The 17,771-nt window shown below is 38.9% G+C and carries 18 protein-coding genes; 16 read left to right on the plus strand and 2 right to left on the minus strand.

Features of this window, described 5'->3' with window-relative positions; genetic code table 11:
• The first annotated feature begins 56 nt into the window (after positions 1-56).
• From CRT24_RS00200 to CRT24_RS00260, 13 genes are all read left to right on the plus strand, one after another.
• Positions 57-626 carry a CAP domain-containing protein gene (locus tag CRT24_RS00200; protein WP_099369248.1) on the plus strand — a complete coding sequence of 190 codons (570 nt, stop codon included), beginning with the start codon at positions 57-59 and terminating at the stop codon, positions 624-626.
• A gap of 30 nt (positions 627-656) precedes the next feature.
• Positions 657-1,529: a YicC/YloC family endoribonuclease gene (locus CRT24_RS00205; RefSeq protein WP_099369249.1), complete on the plus strand. Its 873-nt coding sequence runs from the start codon at positions 657-659 to the stop codon at positions 1,527-1,529.
• Between the two features lies 1 nt (position 1,530).
• Positions 1,531-2,100 carry a guanylate kinase gene (gene gmk, locus CRT24_RS00210; RefSeq protein ID WP_099369250.1) on the plus strand — a complete coding sequence of 190 codons (570 nt, stop codon included), beginning with the start codon at positions 1,531-1,533 and terminating at the stop codon, positions 2,098-2,100.
• 1 nt (position 2,101) lies between these two features.
• A complete protein-coding gene (gene nadD, locus CRT24_RS00215; RefSeq protein WP_099369251.1) occupies positions 2,102-2,686 on the plus strand; it encodes a nicotinate (nicotinamide) nucleotide adenylyltransferase in 585 nt (194 codons plus the stop codon).
• Positions 2,687-2,778: 92 nt separating this feature from the next.
• The gene (locus tag CRT24_RS00220; RefSeq protein ID WP_099369252.1) at positions 2,779-2,967 is read left to right on the plus strand and encodes a CsbD family protein; all 189 of its coding nucleotides are present in this window, start codon (positions 2,779-2,781) and stop codon (positions 2,965-2,967) included.
• Positions 2,968-4,088: 1,121 nt separating this feature from the next.
• Positions 4,089-4,865, plus strand: a complete 777-nt coding sequence (surE, locus tag CRT24_RS00225; RefSeq protein WP_099369253.1) for a 5'/3'-nucleotidase SurE — start codon at positions 4,089-4,091, stop codon at positions 4,863-4,865.
• 10 nt (positions 4,866-4,875) lie between these two features.
• Positions 4,876-5,139, plus strand: coding sequence for a hypothetical protein (locus CRT24_RS00230; RefSeq protein ID WP_099369254.1), 264 nt, complete (start codon positions 4,876-4,878; stop codon positions 5,137-5,139).
• Between the two features lie 10 nt (positions 5,140-5,149).
• Positions 5,150-6,019, plus strand: coding sequence for a 1,4-dihydroxy-6-naphthoate synthase (locus CRT24_RS00235; RefSeq protein WP_099369255.1), 870 nt, complete (start codon positions 5,150-5,152; stop codon positions 6,017-6,019).
• Between the two features lie 129 nt (positions 6,020-6,148).
• Positions 6,149-9,448, plus strand: coding sequence for a preprotein translocase subunit SecA (gene secA, locus CRT24_RS00240; RefSeq protein ID WP_099369256.1), 3,300 nt, complete (start codon positions 6,149-6,151; stop codon positions 9,446-9,448).
• Positions 9,449-9,455: 7 nt separating this feature from the next.
• A complete protein-coding gene (locus CRT24_RS00245; protein WP_099369257.1) occupies positions 9,456-9,914 on the plus strand; it encodes an SPOR domain-containing protein in 459 nt (152 codons plus the stop codon).
• A gap of 18 nt (positions 9,915-9,932) precedes the next feature.
• Positions 9,933-11,117 (plus strand): M20 family metallopeptidase, encoded by a 1,185-nt coding sequence (locus tag CRT24_RS00250; RefSeq protein ID WP_373604698.1) that lies wholly within the window; start codon positions 9,933-9,935, stop codon positions 11,115-11,117.
• Positions 11,118-11,127: 10 nt separating this feature from the next.
• Positions 11,128-11,700, plus strand: coding sequence for a hypothetical protein (locus CRT24_RS00255; RefSeq protein WP_099369259.1), 573 nt, complete (start codon positions 11,128-11,130; stop codon positions 11,698-11,700).
• Positions 11,697-12,185, plus strand: a complete 489-nt coding sequence (locus CRT24_RS00260) for a GNAT family N-acetyltransferase (RefSeq protein ID WP_099369260.1) — start codon at positions 11,697-11,699, stop codon at positions 12,183-12,185. Before CRT24_RS00255 ends, CRT24_RS00260 begins: the two co-directional genes overlap by 4 nt.
• On the opposite strand, the gene CRT24_RS21115 is transcribed toward CRT24_RS00260, so the two are convergent.
• Positions 12,174-13,481, minus strand: a complete 1,308-nt coding sequence (locus CRT24_RS21115; RefSeq protein WP_099369261.1) for a M28 family metallopeptidase — start codon at positions 13,479-13,481, stop codon at positions 12,174-12,176. The two genes, CRT24_RS00260 and CRT24_RS21115, sit on opposite strands and share 12 nt — an antisense overlap.
• A 93-nt stretch (positions 13,482-13,574) precedes the next feature.
• Between CRT24_RS21115 and CRT24_RS00270 the strand changes: the two genes are divergently transcribed.
• From CRT24_RS00270 to CRT24_RS00285, 3 genes are all read left to right on the plus strand, one after another.
• Positions 13,575-13,889 (plus strand): rhodanese-like domain-containing protein, encoded by a 315-nt coding sequence (locus CRT24_RS00270; protein WP_099369262.1) that lies wholly within the window; start codon positions 13,575-13,577, stop codon positions 13,887-13,889.
• 199 nt (positions 13,890-14,088) lie between these two features.
• Positions 14,089-15,513, plus strand: coding sequence for a Glu/Leu/Phe/Val dehydrogenase (locus CRT24_RS00275; RefSeq protein WP_099369263.1), 1,425 nt, complete (start codon positions 14,089-14,091; stop codon positions 15,511-15,513).
• Positions 15,514-15,849: 336 nt separating this feature from the next.
• Positions 15,850-16,098, plus strand: coding sequence for a DUF6358 family protein (locus tag CRT24_RS00285; protein WP_099369265.1), 249 nt, complete (start codon positions 15,850-15,852; stop codon positions 16,096-16,098).
• A 23-nt stretch (positions 16,099-16,121) separates the two neighbouring features.
• Here the strand turns inward: CRT24_RS00285 and gcvT are convergent, their stop codons facing one another.
• Positions 16,122-17,201 (minus strand): glycine cleavage system aminomethyltransferase GcvT, encoded by a 1,080-nt coding sequence (gcvT, locus tag CRT24_RS00290; protein WP_099369266.1) that lies wholly within the window; start codon positions 17,199-17,201, stop codon positions 16,122-16,124.
• Positions 17,202-17,771 lie beyond the last annotated feature (570 nt).

The following is a 17,771-nucleotide window of genomic DNA, read 5'->3' on the forward strand; positions in this document are numbered from 1 at the left end:
GAAAAGCTTGTTTAAACGTTGAGTTTTAAACGGAGTCTTTATTCTTAAACATTTCTATGAGGTATCTATTATTTGCTTTTATCCTATGGGCCCAACCTATCTTGGCTCAAAATATTCGAGTTGACCGTCGTGAGGCCAAACAGGCCTATAACTATCTGAATGATTTTAGGATGAATCCTAAAAAATATGGCCGACAAATCCGTGTTAACAATCTTAGAAACGTAACACAAACAAAACTTGTTTGGAATGATAAGCTTGCCAAGGTTGCTGAAGAACGAGCAAAAGACATGGCAAGGCGCAATTATTTCGACCATACCGACCCAGATGGATATGGTCCCAACTATCATATCAGCCAAGCTGGATATGCACTGAATCCTGATTGGTTGAAGAAAAGATCTACCAATAATTTCGAATCCATTGGTGCCAACCATGATACGGCCATCGAAGGAATCCAATCTTTTATAATCGGAAAAGGCTCTCCGGGTTTTATGCACCGAAAACATATGTTGGGCTTAGATGCGTGGAATGCCTCCTTGAAAGACGTAGGAATCGGATTTGTAAGGGTGAAAAAGGGTGCTGCCTATAAAACATATCTCTGCGTATTAATCGCAAAGCATGATTGGTAATTTCTTTTCGTAATTTTTATACCTTTGCATATGATAAAATCGATGACAGGTTATGGTATTGGTACTGCAGAGAACGGTACTGTAAAATATACCGTAGAGATCAAATCCTTAAATTCTAAGTTCCTCGAACTAAACCTTCGCTTGCCAAAAGCTGTTTCCGACAAAGAATTGTTACTTCGTGGGGAATGTAGCAAGTTAATCGAACGTGGTAAGGTAAATATTAACATCAGCACCGAATACGTTGATCAGACCGCCAAAGGGGCAAACATCAATGCAGACTTATTAAAAGCATATTACAAGCAATTGCAGGATATCGGTTTTCAATTGGGCGATACCAAGGCAAATATGTTTGAATTAGCATTGAATATGCCGGAGGTAATCAGCCATGATGATGAGATCGATGAAGAAGAGGGAAAGGTATTAGTAGATGCATTTCACGCCGCCGTGGTTCAGTTCAATAAATTTAGAGGTGATGAAGGTGCTGTCCTTAAGAAAGACCTGGAGCATCGTGTATCCTTGATTTTATCATACTTAACAGAAGTTGAAGCAGTAGAGGGTAGCCGCATACCCCTGATCCGTGAAAGGATCAACCAATATATGGAAGAAGCTGTAGGGAAAGAAAATGTCGATATGAACCGTTTCGAACAAGAATTGGTGTTCTATATTGAGAAATTAGATATCACAGAGGAAAAGGTTCGCTTACGCTCACACTGCGACTATTTTGTACAAGCATTAAACAGCGATGACTCAAACGGTAAAAAACTAGGTTTTATTTCACAGGAGATGGGTCGTGAGATCAATACTCTTGGTTCAAAAGCCAACAATGCGCAGATCCAACAAATCGTTGTTAAAATGAAGGATGAGTTGGAAAAAGTAAAGGAACAACTATTAAACGTATTGTAATATGAGCGGCAAACTAATTATTTTTTCTGCTCCTTCTGGCGCAGGAAAAACCACTATTGTCAGAAGATTATTGGAAAAACATGGCGACAAGATCGCTTTTTCGATCTCTGCAAGTACACGCCAACCACGTGGTGCGGAAGTCGATGGGGTTGACTATTATTTTGTTTCCAAAGAAGACTTTTTGCATAAAGTTGCTAAACACGAGTTTATAGAATTTGAAGAAGTTTACTCAGGAACATTCTATGGAACTTTACGTTCTGAAGTTGAGCGTATTTGGAATGAAGGAAAGCATGTGATCTTTGATATTGACGTAGTAGGAGGTCTGAGATTGAAATCGAAGTTCCCTAATGAAGCGCTCGCTATATTTGTTAATCCGCCATCACTAGAAATATTGAAAGAAAGGCTTGCTGGGAGAGGAACAGATTCTGAAGAAAAACTGAAAGAGCGATTTGCCAAAGCGGAACATGAGCTGAGCTTTGCCAATAAATTCGACGTTATTCTACAGAACAATGATTTAGAAACAGCCTGTGCTGAAGCTGAGAAATTAGTCTTGGATTTTATTAATTCTTAATATGTCAAATAGTAAAGTAGGTTTATTCTTCGGTTCGTTCAATCCTATTCACATAGGACACCTGATCATAGCCAATTATATGGCCAACTATACTACCTTGGATGAAGTATGGTTTGTTGTATCCCCCCAGAATCCTTTTAAAGATAAAAAGAGCCTTGGGAATATGTATGACCGCCTTGAAATGGTAAACCTTGCTATTGAAGGTTCTGAAAATTTGCGCGCAAGTGATATCGAATTCAGTCTGCCACAACCATCCTATACAATAGATACCCTAACACATCTTGCCGAAAAATATCCGAATAAAGACTTCTTACTGATTATGGGGGAGGATAACCTGCAGGGGTTGATGAAATGGAAGAATGCAGATATAATCTTGCGGGATTATAAAATCATTGTTTATCCTAGGCCGGGCTATAATGCTGGCGAAATGAAAGAACACCCGTCCGTATTGATGACCGATACTCCTGTAATGGAACTTTCATCGACTTTCCTCCGAAATGCCATCAAAGAAGGTAAATCTGTAAAATTCTATACCCCTGATGCGGTAATCGATTTTATTGATAAAAAAGGACTGTATTCTTCTTAAGTACCAAATTCATCAATTAACATTTTTTTACAAAACCATTTTTTTCAGCTTCTGTTTAACCTGTATAATTAAACAATAGGAGGAAATTTAAAATGGATAGATTAGATTTAAAAGGAAAATGGAATGAGTTGAAGGGTAAAATCAAACAACAGTATGCAGAATGGACTGATGATGATTTAGCTTATGAAGAAGGAAAAGATGATGAGTTATTAGGAAAGCTTCAACAAAAATTGGGAAAATCCAGAGAAGAAGTAATTGACTGGTTGAATAAACTGGATTAATCCCTAAAACAAAATAGTGAAGGCCGACATTTTTGTCGGCTTTTTTATTTTCCACTGCCCTGGAATTCCACGTCCCTGGTTTTTCCACTGCCCTGGTTGGAGTCCCCACCAACCAGAAACTTGTCTTCTAATAAATCGTTGTCTATGATGCACCAACCCACGGCTTTGCTAGCGCCTGCCTATCTCATATCTCACATCTCATATCTCACTTTTTTTGGTGTCTTGTTCCGCTCACATTGCCCTGGTTGGTGTCCCCACCAACCAGACATTCAAGTTTGTCAATGCCCTGCATGACCAATGTCATTAGGTTAAGAAAAAAATAAGGCCATACACCCCAAAAACCCCATCGGGGTTAAATGCCGGAGGCATGAGAATTCTCTTAAATGCCATCGGCATGCCATATCTATAGAAAAGAAAATCGCCTCAAACACCAACGCCGTAGGTGTGGCATGTTTGTTAAATTCCTGCTATAATAAGGTCATCCCGATGGGATTGTGCTATTGTCGAAAATGACATTTACATCATACCGCCCCAGAGGGGTGCAACTATTATGGCGATAAAATAGTTTCCAGAGCTAAAGCTCTGGAATGACAGGTTCTTTTTTTAAAACGGGGCGATTTTTGGGGAAATGCTTGTTCATTCCTTATCGCAAGATAAGGAAACTAATTTTGTGAAATAGATAAAAGAAAATAGACAATTCACAGTTCAGTGGCAGGTGGAGACACCAACCCACGGCTTTGCTAGCGCCTTCCTATCTCATATCTCACATCTCATTTCTCACATCTCATATCTCACATCTCATATCTCACATCTCACATCCCATATCTCTCACTTTTTTTTCGACTCTCCTTCCACTCTCGTTCCTACCTCGTTCCACTCTGAGTCCTCTTTCGTTCGGACCTTGTTCGGACCTTGTTCGGGTGTTTTCCGAAGCAGATCCGAACGAGGTCCGAAGGAAGTCCGAACAAGAGACGAATGAGAGTGGAAGGAGAGTATAATGAGAATGGAAGGAGATCGAATAGAAAGTATAAATAAACCTCCAATGCTGTCTTAATAAAAGTTTAACATCTTACTGATTTATGTCACATCATTTTGAAGGCATATTTTACTAACTTAGCGCTATGACAAAAAAGAGACCCACTATACTTGTTGTAAATGATGACGGTATTACTGCTCCAGGAATCAAGGTTCTTTTAGAGGTGATGCAAGAGATCGGGGATGTTGTAGTTGTTGCTCCTGACAGCCCACAATCAGGAATGGGACATGCTATAACGATCGGAAAGCCATTGAGGTTAGATAAAATCGACCTTTATGAAGGTGTTGAGATGTATAAATGCTCAGGTACTCCTGTAGACTGTGTTAAATTGGCAGTAAACAAGATCTTCAAGGGCAAGAAGCCAGATTTATGTGTTTCTGGAATCAACCATGGCTTGAACTATTCTATCAATGTGTTGTATTCGGGCACGATGTCTGCAGCGGTGGAAGGAGCCATTGAAGGAATTCCATCGATTGGTTACTCTTTAGACGACTTTCATCACAATGCAGATTTCTCGCATACGAGACCTTGGGTAAAGACTATCGCAGAGCAGGTTCTGTTAAATGGATTGCCTAAAAACTCTTTATTGAACGTTAATTTTCCGAACAAAAGAGAGGAAATCAAGGGCATTAAGATCTGTAGGCAGGCGAATGCGAAGTGGTTTGAGGAGTTTGATGAGAGGTTGGACCCATATAACCGGGAATATTTCTGGATGACTGGAAACTTCGATCTTCAGGATCGCGGTGAGGACACGGATGCTTATGCTATCCTTAACGGTTATGTATCCATTGTTCCGACGCAATTTGACATGACGGCTCATCACGTTATACCGGAGTTGAATTCATGGTCTTTCGACAAATAACAACAGGTCTATGAAGAACAGTATTGGTTTGGGTTTTGTTGTTGGCTTGATCTGTCCATTGGCGGCTTTTTTGCTGATGCGGTACAGTAATGTGCAGGCGGATCTTTTTCCGGACAAACCGGCGGGTTTGTATGTTATTGCTGCAGCGATCAATTTGGTTGGTTGTTGGATCAGTTATAAAAAAGAATTGGACAAGTTTGGCAATGGTCTTGTTTTGGCAACATTTCTAGGTATGTTAGCCCTGGTGTTCACCAAGAACATCAGTATATTTTAATAATTAGAGAATGGAATTAACATTGGGGTTTTCTCCCTGTCCTAACGATACATTTATTTTTGACGCCTTGATCCATGACAAGATAAATTGCGAGGGCTTACAGTTTCACGTGGAATATCATGATGTGGAGACTTTGAATGCCAAGGCTTTCCGCGGCGACCTGGATATCACCAAACTGAGCTACCATGCCTTTGCCTATGCTGTAGAGGATTACGAGCTCTTGGATGCGGGTTCAGCGTTGGGATTTGGTGTCGGACCTCTTTTGATCTGCAAGGACAAGGATCTAGCAGCCGAACTTTCACAATATGTAGGCAAGGATCTTCCCGAAAAACTGAAAGACCTGAAGGTTGGCATACCAGGTAAATATACAACCGCCAACTTCCTGCTCGGTCTTGCATTTCCAGAGTTGCAGCAGAAAGAAATCATGGTGTTTTCCGATATCGAGAAATCTCTTTTGGATGGCAGTATCGACGTAGGGTTGATCATCCACGAAAATAGATTCACCTACATGGACAAAGGTCTCCACAAAATCGTTGATCTGGGCGACTATTGGGAACAAACGACAGGCTCCCCTATTCCATTGGGCGGAATTGTGATCAAAAGATCACTGCCAGAAGAGGTAAAGAACAAAGTCAATAGGCTGATTGCTGAGAGCGTAAAATTTGGGTTTGACCATCCGAAGTCAGGGCTGGAATATATCAGATCCCATGCTCAGGAAATGGAAGAATCAGTAATGTACAAACATATTGAACTGTATGTAAATAAGTTTTCAGAGAACCTTGGAGACGAAGGAAAAAGGGCCATAAACCAAATGTTTGAAAAGGCTCGGGAATTAAACTTGGTACCCAGTACGGAGAAAAATTTGTTTTTGGTAAAATAATTAATAAAAAAGAATGGGGAAAGTATTAGTTATCAACCTTAATAACTAAATTTGCCCGATTAATGTCAAAATGTCTGCTTAATTGAATTGGAGTCATTATTGTACATGCGAATAGAGAAATAGAATATTATGTTAAAGTTTTTAAGCAAATTATTTGGTAGTAAGTCTGAGCGAGATGTCAAAGGAGTACAACCATTAGTAAATAAAATCAAAGAAGAATACGAGAAACTATCCTCATTAACACATGATGAGTTGCGTGGGAAGACAGCAGATTTTAAACAAAGAATCAGCGACTATTTGCAGGATATCGACAATGAAATCAACGGTCTGAAAACAGAGGCTGAAGCTACCGAAGATATGGAGCTGAAAACTTCGACCTACGACAAGATTGACAAATTGACAAAAGATCGCGACAAAAAGCTTGAGGAAGTATTATTAGAGATATTACCTGAAGCTTTTGCTGTTGTTAAGGAAACTGCACGTCGCTTTACAGAAAATAAAGAAATTGAGGTTACAGCAACGCAATTCGATAGAGATATTGCAGCTCGCAAACCAAATGTTACCATAGAGGGTGACAAAGCACATTGGAAAAATACATGGACAGCAGCCGGTACTGAAGTTACCTGGAATATGGTTCACTATGATGTTCAGTTGATCGGTGGTATTGTATTGCACCAAGGTAAGATTGCTGAGATGTCAACGGGTGAAGGTAAAACATTGGTAGGAACCTTGCCGACCTATCTGAACGCATTGGCAGGTCAAGGTATACACATTGTAACGGTGAATGATTACTTAGCACGTCGTGACTCGGAATGGAATGGTCCTATCTTCGAGTTCCACGGAATGAGTGTTGACTGTATCGACAAATATCAACCTAACTCACCACAACGCCGTCAAGCCTATATGTGTGATATCGTTTATGGTACAAACAATGAATTTGGTTTTGACTACTTACGTGACAACATGACCAATACCAAGGATTCTATGGTTCAGCGCAAACTTCACTTTGCAATGATCGATGAGGTGGATTCGGTATTGATCGATGATGCCCGTACGCCATTGATTATCTCTGGTCCTATCCCATTGGGAGATCAACATGAGTTCTATCAGTTGAAACCAAGGATCGAGCGTTTGGTAAATGCTCAGAAAGCATATATCAATACGGTATTGAACCAAGCTAAGAAAGCAATTGCAGAAAATGATACCGATCCTGAAAAAGGAGGATTGGCATTGTTCCGTGCTTATAGAGGTTTGCCAAAGAACAAAGCATTAATTAAATATTTGTCTGAAGGCAATCACCGTCAGATTCTTCAAAAGGTTGAAAACTACTATATGCAAGAGCAGAATCGCCATATGCCAAAAGCAGATGCGGAATTGTTCTTTGTAATTGATGAGAAAAACAACCAAGTTGAACTTACTGAAAAAGGTATTGAATTAATTACAGCAACAGGTGAAGATCCAAACTTCTTTATCCTACCAGATGTAGGTACCGAGATCGCTGAGATCGAAAAATCAAGCATTCCTGTTGAAGAGAAAGCACAAAGAAAAGAAGAGTTAATGCGTGATTATTCTGTTAAAGCAGAGCGTATTCACTCTATCAACCAATTGTTGAAAGCATATACCTTATTTGAAATCGATGATCAATATATCGTTGATGATGGTAAAGTAAAGATCGTTGATGAGCAAACTGGTCGTATCATGGATGGACGTCGTTATTCTGACGGGTTGCACCAAGCGATTGAGGCGAAAGAAAACGTTAAGGTTGAGGATGCAACTCAAACATATGCTACCATTACTTTACAGAACTACTTCCGTATGTACCATAAATTATCAGGTATGACTGGTACAGCATCTACTGAAGCGGGTGAGTTATGGGAAATCTACAAATTGGATGTGGTTGAGATACCTACAAACAAGGCTATTCAGCGCGATGACCGTCAGGATTTAATTTATCGTACGGCTCGTGAAAAATATAATGCGGTTGCACAAGAAATCCAAACGTTGACAGAACAAGGCCGTCCGGTATTGGTTGGTACGACATCTGTTGAGATTTCGGAATTGTTGAGCCGTATGTTGAAGTTACGTGGTGTTAAGCACAATGTACTGAACGCGAAGTTACACCAGAAGGAGGCTGATATCGTTGCTGAGGCAGGTCGTCCAGGTCAGGTAACTATTGCTACCAACATGGCTGGTCGTGGTACGGATATTAAGCTTACTTCTGAGGTTATCAATGCAGGTGGTTTAGCAATTATCGGTACTGAGCGTCACGAATCTCGTCGTGTTGACCGTCAGTTAAGAGGTCGTGCGGGACGTCAAGGTGACCCAGGTTCATCACAGTTCTTTGTATCACTTGAAGATCCATTGATGCGTTTATTCGCTTCAGAGCGTATTTCCAACCTAATGGTTAAGATGGGTGTTGAAGATGGTGAGGTGATGCAACATGGTATGTTGACCAAGTCTATCGAAAGAGCACAGCGCAAAGTAGAGGAAAACAACTTCGGAACACGTAAGCATTTGTTGGAATATGACGACGTGATGAACTCACAGCGTACAGTAATCTATACTAAACGTAAAAATGCATTGTTCGGTGAGCGTTTAGACGTTGATTTGAACAATACAATTTATGATGTTGTTGAAGATGTTGTTTTGGAAGCAAAACAAGACAATTCATTTGATGAGTTTCAAATTGAGGTGATTCGTATTTTTGCGATCAACCCTGAGATTTCTCAAGAAGAATTTGCAAGTAATTCTGCTCCTACACTAGTTGACAAGCTATTTGACCAGGTTATTTCACATTACCACCGCAAGGCAGTAAATATTGCTGAGCAAACCCTGCCTGTCCTTACAAATGTATTGGCTGAACGTGGTGGAATGATAGAAAATATCATCGTTCCTTTTTCAGATGGAATTCGTGGCATTCAAGTTGCTACAAATCTTCAAAAAGCTGTAGAAAGTAAAGGTAAAGAAGTTTTCAAATCATTCGAGAAAGGCATTGTATTGGCTTTGATCGATGAGGCATGGAAAGAACATCTTCGTGAGATGGATGATTTGAAACAATCTGTACAGAATGCTAGATATGAGCAAAAAGATCCGATCATTATCTATAAAATGGAGGCTTACAACTTATTTAAAACGATGTTGGCCGGCATGAACAAAGATATTGTCAGCTTCTTGTTCAAAGGCGAAATTCCTGGACAGCAGCAAGAACCTCAAAACATTCAAGCAGCACGCCCAGAGGCACCGAAGGTAAAGGTAAAAGAGACAAAAGAAGAGTTAAGTTCACCAACAGGGGTATCAGAGGAAGACTTGAATACACAAGAGCCTCAAGTTACTCAGCCGATCCGTAAAGATCAGGCAATTGGTAGAAACGATGAATGTCCTTGTGGTTCTGGGTTGAAGTACAAAAACTGTCACGGGAAACAAGGTTAATAAAACAATGAAATACAAAGGATTTATAGTAAGCTGTTTAATTCTAATTGCTACAGTTACAATTTCTAAAGCACAAGAGAATAAGGTATTGGTTGAAAAAGATTCATTAATTGGTCTTTTGCAGGAATATCGGTCATTTTACGCATTAAATCCAACTACTTCTACAAAAGCAGTAAGTCTAGAGCCTAAAACCATAGATAAATCGAGAGCTACTCGTGTTAAAGTCCGTGGTTTTAGGGTTCAGATTTTTTCAGGGTCAAGCCGGAGAGAGGCTGAAAACGTTCAGCGTTCTTTCCAAAGCCAAAACTCTGATATCAATGCTTATTTAGATTATGTAGAACCAAACTACAGAATCAAAGTAGGCGACTTTACAAGCCGTTCTGCAGCAACTGCATATATGAGAGAACTTCGAGGTAAATACAGAAATGTTTTTGTGTTTGTCGAAGATGTCTGGACATGGCAATAGTGGAGGATCATCATGCCAATAACAAAACAACGAATTCAAGAACTAGCAAATTCCTATTTTCAAGATACCGTAGACAACAGAAGGTTTTTACATCAGAACCCTGAACTTTCATTTGAGGAGTATAATACTTCTGCATTTGTGAAGCAAAAGCTAACTGATCTTAATATTCCCTTTGAATCTATGGCCAACACTGGAGTTGTAGGGATTATCAAAGGTGATTTACCTTCAGATAAGGTATTGGCGTTAAGAGCCGATATGGACGCCCTTCCCATTACTGAGGTTGAAGGTCGATCCTACGGTTCGAAGAATATTGGTGTTATGCATGCTTGTGGACATGATGTCCATACCTCTTCCCTTTTGGGCGTAGCCAAAATCTTAAATAATCTGAAGTCAGAGTTTGGAGGAACTATAAAGTTGATTTTCCAACCTGGCGAGGAACGTCTTCCGGGTGGAGCATCATTGATGATCAAGGAAGGTGTTTTGCAGAATCCAGAGCCGCAAGGAATTGTTGGCCAACATGTGATGCCATTTATAGAATCTGGCAAAGTTGGTTTTCGATCTGGGAAGTACATGGCTTCCTGTGACGAGTTATTTATGACTGTAAAAGGTAAGGGTGGTCATGGTGCCATGCCTCACCAAAATATAGATCCTATTGCGATTACCGCACAAATTATCACCGCTTTGCAACAAGTCGTGAGCAGAAACGCAGATCCAAGAACGCCCTCTGTGCTTTCTTGGGGTAAGATTATCGGAAATGGAGCAACGAATGTTATCCCTGACGAAGTTAATTTAGAAGGTACATTCCGTACTTTCGACGAGAAATGGAGAGCAGATGCGCATGAGAGAATGGTAAAAATGGCCGTTGGTATTGCTGAGAGCATGGGGGCAACCTGTGACTTTGAAGTAAGAAAAGGCTATCCATTTTTGGTCAACGAACCAGGCATCACTGCTGCCGCACAGTCTTATGCTATCGAATACCTAGGCGCAGATAATGTCGTTGAATTAGATTTATGGCCGGCAGCGGAAGATTTTGCCTATTACTCTCAAGAAACCAATGCTTGTTTTTATAGATTGGGTACAGGAAACCAAGAGAAAGGTATAAATTCTGCCGTTCATACGCCGACGTTTGATATTGATGAAAAAGCCTTGGAAACCAGCATTGGATTGATGTCTTATATTGCTGTCCAATATTTAGGGAATTAATACTAATCGGATGTCATCCCATCATATAGTCCGTGAGAATCAGGAACCAGCCCTGTTTATAGCCAACCCAGACTGTCTTGCTGACGACTATTTGAATCAACTCCTTGAATGGAGCCCTACCATTATAACTCTTTCTGAGCATTATGATTTATTAAAATCTCGAGAAATAAAAGTTGACGTGGTCGTTGATAACCAAGGACTCGACACTAAAGAAATAGAAGAAGACCTTGTCCTTATACCCTATTCCCAAGACTATTTTGTTCCCCTCTTTAAATACCTTGATGAAAAGAAAAATCATGCTGTCAATATCTTAACAGATCGAGTTAACATCGTTGACTACGAGCCGTATTTGGAGGAGTTTGTCATTATATTATTGAATGCTGATCGGAAATCACTTTTATTAAAAAAATATGAGAAATGGCTTCCCAAAGGATATTCATTGATTATTGAGAATTATAGAGGGAATGTGGAAGATTTAAAGAATTTAAACCATCTTGATATCAATCGTTATGAAGTAGCGTCTGATGGTTTTATTTCTATCCTAGAACAAGACAATTACCTATTAATATCTGAAGAGCTATGATCCAGATCATAAAAGCAAAGATTGAGGACGCAAAATTGATTCAACAATTGGCTCATGCCATTTGGTATCCTACCTATTCTGAAATCTTGTCGAAAGAGCAGATTGATTTTATGCTTGACAATCTATATTGCATAGAAACACTTGAGAGTTCAATACAAGGAAACACAACATTTTATATTCTGTATGAAGGGAATGTTGCGGTTGGATTTATTGGTTTTGGTCCTAAGGAAGATGTTTTGAAGATTGATAAAATCTATTTGTTGCCAAGTACGCAAGGAAAAGGCTTTGGTAAAATGCTGATTGATCTTGCTGCGGAGGAGGCGAGAAACCTCGGTTTTAAAGAGCTTGAACTGAACGTAAACAGATACAATAAAGCTTATAATTTTTACCTTAAGCAAGGTTTTAAAGTAGTAGAGGAAGTTGATATCCCCTACTACGAATTTTTTCTAAATGATTACGTTATGCGTAAATCATTAATCTCTTAATTTTTCTACTCTACTAGGTGTTTGAGATCCATTAATGATTCCAATTGCACCAGTTGCAATTGCTTCAATGCTGGATTTGATATTATTGATATCTAGCGTGCTTACTTCGTCCTTTACAGTGTGGTAATACTGATCTTTGTCGATTTGTGATGTTGAAAACGTATGTGCTGGAACACCCAATGCTGCCAATACCGCATTATCACTTCTATAGAATAGGTTTTGTGTGGTATAAGGGTCTGGATGAAATGTAAATGCTGATCCCTTTAGGTTTTCTTGCATTAGCTTTCCTAAGTTTGACGCTTCATATCCTGTTATATATAGGCAATTTGGGCCAAACTTTGAATCCTTTCCTATCATCTCAATATTAATCATGGCAACCACTTTTTCGGGATCTATATTGTTAGAGAAGTATTTAGAACCAAACATTCCAATTTCTTCACCCGTAAATGCTACAAAAATCAATGTCCTTTCGTTGTTGTTCAGTTTCTTATAATACCTTGCTAATTCTATCATTGCTGTTGTTCCTGATGCATCATCATCCGCTCCATTAGCTATTGAATCTTGTTCCACAGGTTGAATAATGCCAATATGATCATAGTGGCAAGAAATGATCACGAATTCATCTGGTTTTGATTTTCCAGGAATAATGCCAGCAACATTGAACATTGAGAATTCCTGGCTATCCTTCTTTTGAGAAATATTATATTTATTTTCAATTCCATCAGCAATAATGAAGACCTTGGCTCCTTTTGAGGACGTGTTTTGGTCTATAAACTTAACTTGTTCTCTGTTGTAGATTTTTTTAAACCTTGCTAACAGCGGAGCATGTTTTTTACCAACAAGGATCACTGCTGTGGAAGTATCTTTCTGTACAATATTTCGGAACTCTTGAGAGAAATCTTGTTCATCCGTAATGGTATATTGTTTAGTATTTTTGTCTTTTTCGGTTATGGTACCATTAAGGTCTCCCCATATCAGGAATTCATCTTCAGGGATATTTTTTTTGCCGAATTTTACATTTTGTTCGGTTACTTTGGAGCGTTCGACTATAAACGATTGTCTAAATGTTTCTTCTGCATATGGTTTAAGTCCAATTTCTTTGAATTCATTGGCAATAAAATCTGCAGCTTTTCCGATATCGTTGATATTTAGAGCCGACCTTCCTCTCATATCATCAGAGGCAAGGGTGTTCAATATTCTGGATATGTTTTCAGTACTTGTTATTTGTGTTTCCTGTGCTATGCTGAAGTTGGACAGCAAGGCTATAAATAGCAGGGATAATAATTGATTTCTCATATATAATTTTTTTACGATGAAAATAACAAAAATTCTAAACTATTTGGGGACAGTTTGAATTCAAAAATCTTTATATTTGATAAAAAGCACACTATGAAGGAAATTAGCGTTCAAGAATTAAAGGACATGATGGATCACAACGTTGAGTTTCAATTGATCGACGTTCGTGAGCCTTTCGAATATGAAGTATCTAATTTAAATGGGATTAATATTCCATTGTCAGGAGTTGTAATTGAGTCTGAAAAGATTTCAAGAGATATTCCAGTAGTGATTCATTGTCGTTCAGGAAAGCGTAGTGCTCAAGCAGTTATGTTGTTGGAGCAGGAAGGATTTACAAATTTATCGAATCTTCAAGGCGGGATTTTAGCTTGGAAAGAAGCTTTTGATCCTGAAATGGATGTTTATTAAAAAACAGTAAATCAATAAAAAGCTCAAGGTTACCTTGAGCTTTTTATTTTTAAGGCTATTTGTTGCATAAATAGCAATTTTTGGGCGGTCTTATTAATATTTGTTAAAAAATTATGTTTTTATTTCTTTCTGCATTGTAAAAATTATAAAAGAGCTAACTTTATATCATTGTACCAAGAGTAAACAAAAACATAATTTTATGTCACAACATTCCAACACAACTCAGAGCTTCTTTCAAGGAGTAGGCCGTAATTTCGACAAGGCGGCCAAGTTTACCAAATTCTCTTCTGGCATACTTGAACAAATCAAGGCATGTAATTCTATTTTGAGGGTTAGATTCCCTGTCAAGATAGGAGATAATGTAGAAGTTATCGAAGCTTATCGTGTTCAGCATTCGCATCATAAATTACCATGTAAGGGCGGGATTCGCTTTAGCATGGAAGTTGATCAGGATGAGGTGATGGCCTTGGCATCTTTGATGACTTACAAATGCGCCATTGTAAATGTTCCTTTTGGAGGAGCTAAAGGTGGAGTAAAAATCGATACCAAAAAGTATACTGAATATGAACTGGAAAAGATTACCCGTCGCTATACTACGGAGCTGGTAAAGAAAAACTTTATTGGCCCGGGAACAGATGTTCCTGCCCCAGATTATGGTACTAGTGCAAGGGAAATGAGTTGGATCGTTGATACCTATACTACCTTAAACCCCAATGATATCAATGCTCAGGCTTGTGTAACTGGAAAACCTGTTTCACAGGGCGGTGTTCGCGGAAGAACGGAGGCTACAGGTCTTGGTGTTTTCTTTGGTGTCAGAGAAGCTTGTAAGAATGAAGAGGACATGCAAAGACTAGGTCTTACAACAGGTGTTGAAGGAAAAAAAGTGATTGTTCAAGGATTAGGAAATGTAGGGTACCATGCTGCCAAGTATTTTGAAGAAGGTGGATCGATCTTAGTTGGATTAATTGAATATGAAGGAGCAATTTACAATGAAAGCGGATTGGATTTGGAGGAAGTTGTTGCTCACCGTAAATCTACAGGATCAATATTAAACTTCCCAGGAGCTACCAATATTGAAGACCCTTCGAAAGGATTAGAGTATCCATGTGATATTTTGATTCCCGCAGCACTAGAATCTGTAATTAATGGTTTCAATGCTGACCGTATCCAAGCTCAGATTATTGGTGAAGCAGCAAATGGACCTTTGACACCGGATGCTGATGAAATATTCAACAGAAAAGGAAAATTGGTAATCCCTGATATCTATCTAAATGCCGGCGGTGTAACTGTATCTTATTTTGAATGGTTGAAAAACTTAAGCCACGTAAGATATGGAAGATTGGAAAAGAGATTTAGCGAAAATATGTTTGCAGAAATTCTGAACATTATCGAATCTATGACCAATCAAAAGGTTTCAAAATTAGAACGTAAAATCATTTTAAGAGGTCCTGATGAAGTTGATTTAGTTTACTCGGGTCTTGAAGACACGATGATTGGTTCTTATCAAGAAATCCATCAGATCTGGAAGAATACGGAAGGAGTTGAAGATTTAAGAACTGCAGCATTTATTTGTGCTATCAATAAAGTTGGAGAATCCTATAAAGAGTTAGGTATATTCCCATAACCAAGGCTAGGAAATTTATCCTTAACTTTGTTTTATGAATAAATTATTCCACCAGACTAAACAGGCATTCCTATTTAGTCTGGTTTTTTATGTTTTGTCACTAATTCTTTTTGTCCTTAAGGTTGGCTATGCCCCTATCCTATTGAGTATCTCTATATTACTGTCTTTGATATGGGTCATATTAGTTTTATTGGAGATCATGCGTTCTACGAGAATATCAAATGGTGAGCGCTTAATATTGGTTTTATTCATTATTATGGGCAATATTTTGGCGGGAATAGTGTATTTTTATTTCATTCGGGAACGGGTTACAGGATTTAAAGTAATAAAGAAAAGATGACAAAGAAGTTTATATTGAATTTACTGCTCAATCTAGGGATTGTATTTTTAGTGTTGAGTGCTTGGGCAGGATATAATAGTGGCCAAATGCTTTATTTGGGTATTTCTATTGCCTTATTGGTGGTGTTGATTTATCTGAAGATTGTATTGTTGAAGCAAGTGAACAGGGATGTTCGTGCAAAACAAGAAGAAAGAGCAAGGTTGGCTCAACAAGAAATGAAACAAAAGAAAAGGGCTAAAAAATAGCCCTTTATTTTTTGAGTTCTTTATTATTTTACAAACGGAGGTTTTCTTACCACAGCTTTGATCGGTTGGTTTCTGATAGAAATAAAGATTTCTGATCCGTCTTTTGCGAATGCAGCATCTACATAACCTAAACCAATAGATTTTTTAAGGGAAGGTGATTGTGTACCTGATGTAACACGACCAATCTTGTTTCCTTCAGCATCAACGATTTCGTAATCATGACGAGGGATTCCTCTATCGATCATTTCAAAACCCACTAATTTTTGTGATACACCTTTTTCTTTTTCTGCTTTTAAGTTTTCTGAGTTAACAAAGTCTTTAGTGAATTTTGTTACCCAACCTAGTCCAGCAGCTAACGGTGAAGTGCTATCATCGATATCATTGCCATATAAGCAGAATCCCATTTCCAGGCGTAAAGTATCTCTTGCTCCCAATCCGATTGGTTTGATGCCATATTCTTTTCCTGCATCCATAATTGCATTCCATACTTTCTCAGCATGTTCATTTGCAACATAGATTTCGAAACCACCAGCGCCAGTATATCCTGTAGCAGATACCAATACATTTTCTACACCTGCAAATACACCTTTTTGGAATGAATAGTATTCCATTGGTGCCAATTCGATGTCGGTAAGTTTTTGAAGTGCATCGGCAGCTTTTGGTCCTTGAACAGCAAATAACGAAGTCTCATCGGATATATCCTTCATTTCAACACCTTCCGTATTGAATTTGCTGATCCAATTCCAATCTTTTTCGATGTTTGAAGCATTTACTACCAATAAATATGTGGTGTCGTCAATTTTATAGGTCAGAAAATCATCTACAATACCGCCATTTTCATTTGGCAAATATCCGTATTGAACTTTGCCATCATAAAGTTTGGAAGCATCGTTGGATGATACTTTTTGAATAAGGTCCAAAGCTTTTTCTCCTTTAAGGATAAACTCGCCCATATGACTTACGTCGAACATTCCTACAGCAGTACGTACTGTTTCATGTTCGTCATTGATGCCAGAATATTGAACGGGCATATTAAATCCGGCGAAAGGTACCATTTTAGCTCCTAAAGCGATATGAACGTCTGTTAACGCAGTATTTTTCATGTTATTTCAATGATTTTTAGTTAATGCAAAAGTAGGAATTTTATTCTTTATTTGCCATTACTTGGCAAAGGTTGAGATACCGCCATGGTTGGCGGAAACACGACCGCCATGGTTGGTGTCCCCACCAACCATCCATCGGCTGAGCTAATCTTCACTAATTAATAATGCCATTTCATGGCAAGATGACGTTACTTTTGAGGCGCAAAAGTAACCAAAAACGCTTGCTCATTTAAGGTGGCTTGTCGCACACGGCCAATGCACATGGACAAAATGCCTTTTTGCCGAGGATGCCGTTCTAATCAATTATCTCTTTTGAGGAGATAATTGCTTGAAAGCATCCAAGGGCAATCCCAACCGCACAATGGCCGCGGCATTTTATCCATCCTGCCGCCACTGAAAATGAGCGGGCAGAAGATTGACAGCCATGTTGAGAGCTTGAGGCCGATTTTTGGGGGAATGTTGTTGCGGCTCGCCGCAACAACATTCCCCCAAAAATCGGCCTTTTTAAAAAAAAAGGCGTCTGTCATCGAGCTTTAGCTCGGGAAACTATTTAGGCGCTATAATAGTTAC

Origin of the sequence: Sphingobacterium sp. 1.A.5 (assembly GCF_002734235.1) — a bacterium.
Taxonomy (GTDB): domain Bacteria; phylum Bacteroidota; class Bacteroidia; order Sphingobacteriales; family Sphingobacteriaceae; genus Sphingobacterium; species Sphingobacterium daejeonense.